6 protein-coding genes are annotated in these 6588 nt (G+C 76.5%); 2 read left to right on the plus strand and 4 right to left on the minus strand.

What is annotated here, in order from left to right:
• Positions 1-46 precede the first annotated feature (46 nt).
• On the plus strand, positions 47-2515 hold the full coding sequence (locus EF903_RS26650) for a CehA/McbA family metallohydrolase (protein ID WP_125547355.1): 2469 nt from the start codon (positions 47-49) through the stop codon (positions 2513-2515).
• Positions 2516-2540: 25 nt separating this feature from the next.
• Here the strand turns inward: EF903_RS26650 and EF903_RS26655 are convergent, their stop codons facing one another.
• The 3 genes from EF903_RS26655 to EF903_RS26665 are packed head-to-tail and all read right to left on the minus strand — an operon-like array spanning position 2541 to position 4762.
• Positions 2541-3092 carry a TetR/AcrR family transcriptional regulator gene (locus tag EF903_RS26655; protein ID WP_125547366.1) on the minus strand — a complete coding sequence of 184 codons (552 nt, stop codon included), beginning with the start codon at positions 3090-3092 and terminating at the stop codon, positions 2541-2543.
• Between the two features lie 22 nt (positions 3093-3114).
• Complete coding sequence (locus tag EF903_RS26660) at positions 3115-4560, minus strand: amidase (RefSeq protein ID WP_125547358.1); 1446 nt, start codon at positions 4558-4560, stop codon at positions 3115-3117.
• The gene (locus tag EF903_RS26665; RefSeq protein WP_125547360.1) at positions 4547-4762 is read right to left on the minus strand and encodes a hypothetical protein; all 216 of its coding nucleotides are present in this window, start codon (positions 4760-4762) and stop codon (positions 4547-4549) included. The genes EF903_RS26660 and EF903_RS26665 overlap by 14 nt, the downstream gene beginning before the upstream one ends.
• Before the next feature lie 569 nt (positions 4763-5331).
• Here EF903_RS26665 and EF903_RS26670 point away from each other — a divergent pair.
• On the plus strand, positions 5332-6231 hold the full coding sequence (locus tag EF903_RS26670; protein ID WP_125547362.1) for an MBL fold metallo-hydrolase: 900 nt from the start codon (positions 5332-5334) through the stop codon (positions 6229-6231).
• Between the two features lie 13 nt (positions 6232-6244).
• On the opposite strand, the gene EF903_RS26675 is transcribed toward EF903_RS26670, so the two are convergent.
• Positions 6245-6460 (minus strand): hypothetical protein, encoded by a 216-nt coding sequence (locus EF903_RS26675; RefSeq protein WP_125547364.1) that lies wholly within the window; start codon positions 6458-6460, stop codon positions 6245-6247.
• Positions 6461-6588: the final 128 nt, after the last annotated feature.

Here is a 6588-nt window from a genome sequence, read left to right on the forward strand (position 1 = left end):
ATCCGCGCCACCCCTCCCACCCCACCGGAGAACGGAAAGGCGACCGATGGACGGCAGCTCCCCGCACCCGGCAGCACACCGCGACCCCGGCCCGGGGCCGGGCCGCCGGGACCTCCTGCGCCTCGGCACCCTCCTGGCCGCCGGCGGCCTCGCCGCCGCGGTCCCCGCCCGGGCCGACACCGCCACCGGGGGCGGCGGGGAGGTGACCACCACCTACCGCGGGCACTCGCCGTACGGCTTCGACCAGTGGGCGTCCGTCGGCTTCGACGTCCCGGACGGCGTCCGGCGCATCTCCGTGGCCGCCGCCTTCGACCCCGCGGACGGCGTGCTCGACCTCGGCATGTTCGGGCCGACCGGCTTCCGCGGCTGGTCGGGCGGGGCCCGCCGCGAGTTCACCCTCTCCGGCTCCGACGCCACCCCCGGATACGTCCCCGGCCCCATCGGGCCCGGCCGCTGGTCCGTCGCCCTCGGGCCGATCGTCAACGACCCGGCGGGCATGCCGTGGCAGATCAGCGTCACCCTGCACCACGGCCCACCGCTGCCCGAAGTCCCGTACGACGTCCTGCCCGCGGCGGTGCCGGGGCGCGGCCCCGGCTGGTACCGGGGCGACCTCCACCTGCACACCGTCCACTCCGACGGCGGGCGCACCGCGGACCGGCTGGTGGCGGCCGCCCGGGCCGCCGGCATGCACTTCATCGCCACCTCGGACCACAACACCAGCTCCACCGGCCTCTCCTGGCGCGGCAACGTCCCCGCCGACCTGCTCGTCCTGAACGCCGAGGAGGTCACGACCCGGCACGGCCACTGGCTGGCCGTCGGCCTGCCGCAGGGGGAGTGGGTGGACTGGCGCTACGGGCCCGCCGACGCGGACGTGTTCGACCGGCACGTCCGGCAGGTGCGCGGCCTCGGCGGCCTGGCCGTCGCCGCCCACCCGATGACGCCGGCACCCGGCTCGTTCTGGGAGTTCGGGCTGGACCGCGTCGACGCCCTGGAGATCTGGAACGGCCCCTGGACGCTGGACGACGCGGCGAACATCGCCGTCTGGCACGGCCTGCTGTGCCTGGGCCAACGCATCGCCGGCCTGGGCAACAGCGACGCCCACGGCCCCGCCGACGCCGTCGGCGAGCCCCACAACGTCGTCCACGCGGCCGGGCTGTCCCGGCCGGAGATCCTGGACGCCCTGCGCCGGGGCCGGTCGTACGTCGCCGAGAACGCGGGCGTGGCGGTGGACTTCACGGCAGCGGCGCACGGGGCGACGGCCGGCCCGGGGGAGGAGCTGCCGCTCGCCCTCTTCGAGGCCGTCGACGTCACGGCGGAGGTGTCGGGCGCCCCGGACGCGGTGATCACCCTCCACACCGAGTGGGGCGTCATGGCGGTGGCGCGGACCGGGGGCGACGGAAGGGGCAGGCTGCACTGGCGCGGCTGGGGCAGGGGCTCACTCTTCGCGCGCGCCGAGGTGCGGCGCCTGAAACCCGCCTCCACCACCCTCGACCGGCTCGTCGCCGCCACCAACCCCATCTGGTTCCACGCGGCGGGCCTCGCGCCCCACGACGCCGGGCAGCGCACCCTCGTCGCGGCGGTACGGGCCGCGGACGGCTCCTGGGGGCGGCACACGGCTCTCCCCGGAGTGCGGGGCGCGCCGGCATTCGCCGGAGTCGGGGCCTCCGTCGCAGGCCTTCCGGACGGGACCGTCCTGACGCTGGGCCTCGGCACCGACGGCGGCCTGTGGCTGACGACCCGCAAGCCGGAAGGCGCGCCCGGCCCCTGGTACCGGCTGACCGGACCGCAGGGACAGGACGGCGGCGCCTTCCTGGACGCCGCCATCGCAGGGTTCCCCGACGGCAGCGGCGAGATCGTGGCGGTCGCCGCGGACGGCACCCTCCACCACCGGCGCGTCACCGCCGCAGGGACGGCTTCGGGCCGGTTCCGGCCCATGCCCGGCGACGCCTCCGCCGGGGGGCGGGCCGGCGGCCGCCGGGGCGCCGTGCGAGCGGCGGTCGCCGCCCTGCCCGACGGGTCGGCGCAGGTCGTCGCGTACGGCACCGACGGCGCCCTCCACCACCGCATCCGCCGCACCGACGGCACCTGGACGGGGTGGACGCGCCTCCCCGGCCGTGCGGGAGCGCCCGCCTTCTCCGGGCAGGCCCTCGCCGTCGCCGGGCTGCCGGACGGATCGGCCCAGGTGCTGGCCGTCGGGCTCGACGGGACGGTCCACCACCGGGTGCGCCGTCCCGACGGCACGTGGACCGGCTTCCGGCCGGTGCCCGGCGCGGCCGTCCCGACCACGGCGGCCGTCGCCGTCGGCATCGCGGGCCTGCCCGACGGATCGGCGCAGGTCGCCGCCGTCGGCCGCGACGGGACGGCCCGGCACTGTACGAGGGGGCCCGACGGCTCGTGGACCGCCTGGGCCCGGATCCCCGGCCCGGACGGCCGCGGCGCGTTGCGGGCCGGCCGGATCGCCGTCGCACCGCTGCCCGACGGCACGGTCCACCTGGCAGCCGTCGCCACCGGGTGAGCCGGCGCCCGCAGGGGTCGTTCCCTCAGCGGGGCGCCGCGGCGAGGAGGGAGGCCACGAGACCGCGGGCGCGGGCCGTCTCCAGGCCGTCGGGCCGGAACAGGATGCGGTACATCAGCGGTGCGACGACACGGTCGATGACCGTTTCCGTGTCGGGTACCCGCTCGCCGCGGGCGGCCGCCCGTCCGAGGATGACGCCGATGTGCTCGGCGGCGTAGGCCGAGCACTGGCCGGCGTTGCCGCCGTCCGGGTCGCCGAGCAGCGCGTCGCGGACGTAGGCGCGGCCGGCGGGGGAGGACATCTCGTCGAGGAACTGCTCGGCCCATGCCGTCAGGTCGGCGGCCAGCGTGCCGCGGTCGGCGGGTGCGGCGTCGGGCCTCAGGCGCTCCACCGCCACGTCCGACAGCAGCTCCTGCAGGTCGCCCCAGCGGCGGTACACCGTCGACGGGGTGACACCGGCGCGCTGGGCGATCAGCGGGACCGTGAGGGCGTCCCGGCCCACTTCGGCGGTGAGTTCGCGCACCGCGGCGTGCACGGACGCCTGGACCCGCGCGCTGCGCCCGCCCGGACGCACCATCTGCCTGCTCACCCGCACCACCTTAAGGCACAGGCGTGGCTTCTGGCCGGGCCGCCCGGCCGGGCGCCGGCCGCTGCGCCGCGCGTGTCGGGCGGTCGGCCCCGCGGGTCTGCTCGTACGCGCGGCCCACGCGCAGGAGCACGTCCTCGCCCAGCGGCCGTCCCAGGAGCTGCATGCCGACGGGCAGGCCGGAGGGGTCCCGCCCGACGGGCACGGTGAGGGCGGGGAAGCCGGTGATGTTGGCGGGGGCGGAGAGGCGCACGTACGCGTCTGCGACGGCCTCCGTGGTGCCGTCCGCCCAGGCGACGGACTCCTGCCCGGCCCGCACCGCCGTCGTCGGGACGGTGGGCGCGGCGACGAGGTCGACCTCTTGGAACAGGCGGGACCACTCCCGCCGCATGAGGGTGCGGGCGCGCTGCGCGCGCAGGTAGTCCACGGCCGGCACCAGCGCACCGGCCTCCAGGAGGACGCGGACGTCGTCCTGGTACAGCTCGGGCGCGGTGCGCAGGGTGCGCTCGTGGCAGGCGGCCGCCTCGGGCGCCATCAGCCCCCACTGGACGGCCTGGACGTGGCGGGCCATGGGGATGTCGACATCGACGAGGCGTGCGCCGAGCTCGCGGAGGCCGTCGAGGGCTTGCCGGACGGCCGCCTCGACATCCGCGTCGACGCGGTCGAAGTAGTAGGCGCGGGGCACGCCGATCCGCAGCCCCGCGAGCCCGCTGCCGGCGGGCGGCCGCCCGCCCGTGGCGGGCGGTGCGGCTGTCGGGGCGGGGTCGCGCGGCCCGCGGCCGACCAGTGCGTCGAGGACGAGGCCGGCGTCCCGGACGGTGCGGGTGATCGGCCCGACGTGGTCGAGGGACCAGGACAGCGGCGTCACGCCGTGTCGGGGGACGAGGCCGTGCGTCGGTTTGAGGCCGACGACGCCGTTCAGGGCGGCGGGCACCCGGATCGAGCCGCCCGTGTCGGTTCCGAGGGCGAAGGTCGCGGAGCCGGACGCCACGGCGACCGCGGACCCGCCGCTGGAACCGCCGGCGATCCGGCCGGGGTCCACGGCGTTCCGGGTCTGCGGCGTCGTCAGGCCGTACGCGAACGCGTGGGTGTGCGTCTTGCCGAGCAGGACGGCGCCGGCCGCCGACAGGCGTGCGGCGACCGTGCTGTCGGCCCGGGCGGGGCGTCCGGAGCGAACCCGGGAGCCGGCCGAAGTCGGCACGCCGGCGACGTCGATCAGGTCCTTCAGCCCCATCGGGATGCCGTGCAGCGGGCCGCGGCGGCGTCCGGCCGCGATCTCGCGTGCGGCGGTGCGGGCGTCGGCGCGGGCGCGCTCGGCGGTGACCGCCGCGTACGCGTTCAGGCGCGGCTGCGTGAGTTCGAGGCGCCGGAGGACGGATTCCACCAGATCGACGGGGGAGAGGCGGCGGGTGCGGATGGCCTCCGAGGCGTCCGCGAGGCTCAGTTCACAGGGCTGCATCGGAGGGCTCCTGGTGTGCGCGGTAGGCGAAGGCGGGCGGGGTGTCCGCGAAGTCGAGCTCCCGCAGGACGGCGACGACGGAGCGGATGCGGCGGGCGGCCGCGGCGACGGCGGCCCGGCGGTCGGCGGGCAGGGGGAGTCCGGCGCGGGCGGCCCGCAAGGCCGTTTCCGCCGGGGTGGGTTCGGGGTCGGTGTCCGGCATGGATCCCTCTCGGCATAAAAGCCAACGGTTTGCGTTTGGAGACTGTAGGGCCGTACAGTGGCTAAACGCAAACAGATTGCTTTAAGCTCCAAGGAGCCTTCCCATGACTGCCGTTGAACGGCGCGCCCCCGCACCACCGCCCTCCGGGCCGGCGGCCGCCGACGGCGCCACCAGCGCCCGCGAGTGCGTCCCTATCGGACCTGGAGCACCCGCTGCGTTCGGGACGCGCCCTGCCGACGGGCAGCCTTGCCCCGGTGGCCGGCACGGCCGCGCGAATCCCGGCTTGCACGCTGCTCGGCGGCCACGCACCCGCCCCGACGGCGGGGATATACGGCCCTCGCGGCACCGGCCGACCGCGGGCGCGGGCGGACATCGACCGCCTACCACGTCCTGGGCCGACTCTCCACGAGACTGCCCGTCATCGCCGCGGGCGCCGCCGCCCGGCAGCACGGGCCCGCGGCCGTCACCCGGGCCTACGCGCCCGGCACCGCCGTGCTCGCCGCCGCGCCCCTTGCCGCCCTCACCGCAACCAGCCGCCGATACCGCCCCGAGCGAGGAGACGACCAACCGTGAGCACCACCACCGCACCGGCCTGGACCGTCGGCGACGACATCACCGTCCACCGCATCGACGAAACGCTCCTGCCGCCGGCCACCGGACCATGGCTCCTGCCCGCCGCCACGCCCGAAGTCGTCGCAGGCGAGGGCTGGCTGCGCCCCCACTTCGCGGACGACGCGGGCGTCCTGCACCTCCACAGCCACAGCTTCGCGTTCACCGCGGGCGGGCTGCGCATCCTGGTGGACACCGGCATCGGCAACGGCAAGCAGCGGGCCAACCCCGCCTGGCACGACCTGGACACCGGCTACCTGGAGCGCCTCACCGCGGCCGGCTACCCGCCGGAAGCCGTCGACCTGGTCCTCCTCACCCACCTCCACGCCGACCACGTCGGCTGGAACACCCGCAGCCGGGACGGAAGATGGATCCCGACCTTCCCGAACGCCCGCTACGTCGCCTCCCGCACGGAACGCGAGTTCTGGGCCGGACACGCCATGGAGGACGCCCGCCGCCAGATGTTCCTCGACTCGGTGGTCCCGGTGGAGGAGGCGGGCCTGCTCGACCTCGTCGACGTCCCCGCGGCGGGCGCGGACATCGCGCCGCATGTGAGACTGCTGCCCACGCCGGGCCACACCCCCGGTCACACGGCCGTCGAAGTGGCCGGCCGCGGCGGCACGGCGGTGATCACCGGCGACTGCATCCACCACCCCGTCCAGTTGGCCCGCCCCGGCATCGGGACGTGCGCCGACATCGACCCCGAGCGCGCCGAAGCCACCCGGCGCGCCCTCCTGGCCTCACTCGCCGACACCGACACCCTGCTCCTGGGAACGCACTTCGCGCCGCCCACCGCAGGGCGAGTCGTCCGCCACGGGGAGGGTTACCGCCTCACTCCGGTCCCGGCCTCCGGCCGGTGACGGCCGGAGGCGGTCAGGGCCGCTCCCGGGTCTCCTCGACGACCGGCACGACCGCCGAGACGCGCCGCCGCCGCAGGACGCTCGCGTACACCGCCAGCCCCAGAATGCCGACGCCCATCATCAGCAGTCCGACGACGTCCAGGTTGACGCCCTCCATCTTCCAGTCACTCGCGAAGGTGAGGATCGCCCCCACCAGGATCAGTGCGATGCAGCCGCCTATGCCGCGCATGGGGTGCTCCTCCACTTCCGGGGCCCGGCACACCGGCCGCGCGGTGCCCCGCGGGAACGAAACGATGTGCCGAACGGACTTCACAACCACGCTCCTGCCCCCGAACGGCCCCCCGATGCAGCCCAATC

The sequence above is a fragment of the Streptomyces sp. WAC05292 genome (genome assembly GCF_003949955.1).
Classification (GTDB): domain Bacteria; phylum Actinomycetota; class Actinomycetes; order Streptomycetales; family Streptomycetaceae; genus Streptomyces; species Streptomyces globosus.